Origin of the sequence: Enterocloster aldenensis (genome assembly GCF_003434055.1) — a bacterium.
Taxonomy (GTDB): domain Bacteria; phylum Bacillota; class Clostridia; order Lachnospirales; family Lachnospiraceae; genus Enterocloster; species Enterocloster aldenensis.
In genome coordinates this window covers 1-1,109 of sequence record NZ_QVEX01000049.1, presented here as the reverse complement: position 1 = coordinate 1,109, position 1,109 = coordinate 1, and the positions used below count along the sequence as shown (strand labels likewise).

The following is a 1,109-nucleotide window of genomic DNA, read 5'->3' as shown; positions in this document are numbered from 1 at the left end:
TGTAGTGCTACAATAGATATTGGACAAAATTAAGAAAAAAGAAAAGAGAGATAGACAAAAATCTGATAAAATAAAGTTACCACACCAAATTCAAATCAGAAAGGAAGCCTATCTCTCATGAATAGTATAACACAAGATATGAAGTTTCGTCAATCCTTAATGAATTACGCAAAGAAATATGGAGTGAGCCGAGCGAGCAGAAAATACAATAAATCACGTTCATATATATATTTCTGGCTGAAACGCTGGGACGGAAGTGTGGAGTCCCTTGCAGTTAAATCACGCCGACCGCATCATCATCCCAATGAGCATACCAAGGAAGAAATAGATCTTATCAAAAGGTATCACAAACGGAACCCGACACTTGAGCTTCCCGAACTATGGCATCGTCTCAGGAAACAAGGGTATACACGCTGTCTTGAAAGTCTTTACAGGGTTATGAAAAAACTAGGAATGCTTCCGAAAAAGCCGAAGAAAGCGACGTATAAACCAAAGCCATACGAGCAGATGACATACCCCGGAGAACGTGTTCAGGTGGACGTAAAGGTAGTTCCGAGAAAGTGTATAGCTGACCCAGAGATGAAGCTGTACCAATACACGGCGATCGATGAGTATACCAGGATAAGATTTTTATACGGATATGAGGAGCAAAGCACCTATTCTTCAGCAGACTTTGTAAAAAGGCTGGTGAAATGGTACAAACGCAGAGGAATAACGGTGAAATGTATTCAGACCGACAATGGATTTGAATTTACTAACCGCTTTTCGCCAAGCAAAAGAGACAAGAAAACGCTGTTTGAGAATACACTCTCACAACTTGGCATTGAACATAAACTCATTCGTCCATATACGCCTAGGCACAATGGCAAAGTAGAGCGCAGTCACCGAGAAGATCACAACAAATTCTATTCGTGCCATAGGTTTTATTCCTGCGACGACTTAAACGTGCAGCTAGCTGCACGTTTAAGTCGAACAAACAACCGTCCTATGCGTCCCCTCAAATGGTTTTCGCCTATCGAATTTCTTAATAATAGTGTCCAATATGATTGACAAACCTACATAGCTATGTATATAAACATCATGTGAGAGAATGTTCTTAACATATGTTA

General features: G+C 40.2%; 1 protein-coding gene. It reads left to right on the top strand.

Annotation, left to right across the window (positions count from 1 at the left end):
- Positions 1-117: 117 nt before the first annotated feature.
- On the top strand, positions 118-1,050 hold the full coding sequence (locus DWX59_RS28420) for an IS481 family transposase (protein WP_038671504.1): 933 nt from the start codon (positions 118-120) through the stop codon (positions 1,048-1,050).
- Positions 1,051-1,109: the final 59 nt, after the last annotated feature.

Excerpts from the sequence above, each read along its gene's own strand:
- DWX59_RS28420 (WP_038671504.1), top strand. The coding sequence starts at position 118 with ATGAATAGTATAACACAAGATATGAAGTTTCGTCAATCCTTAATGAAT.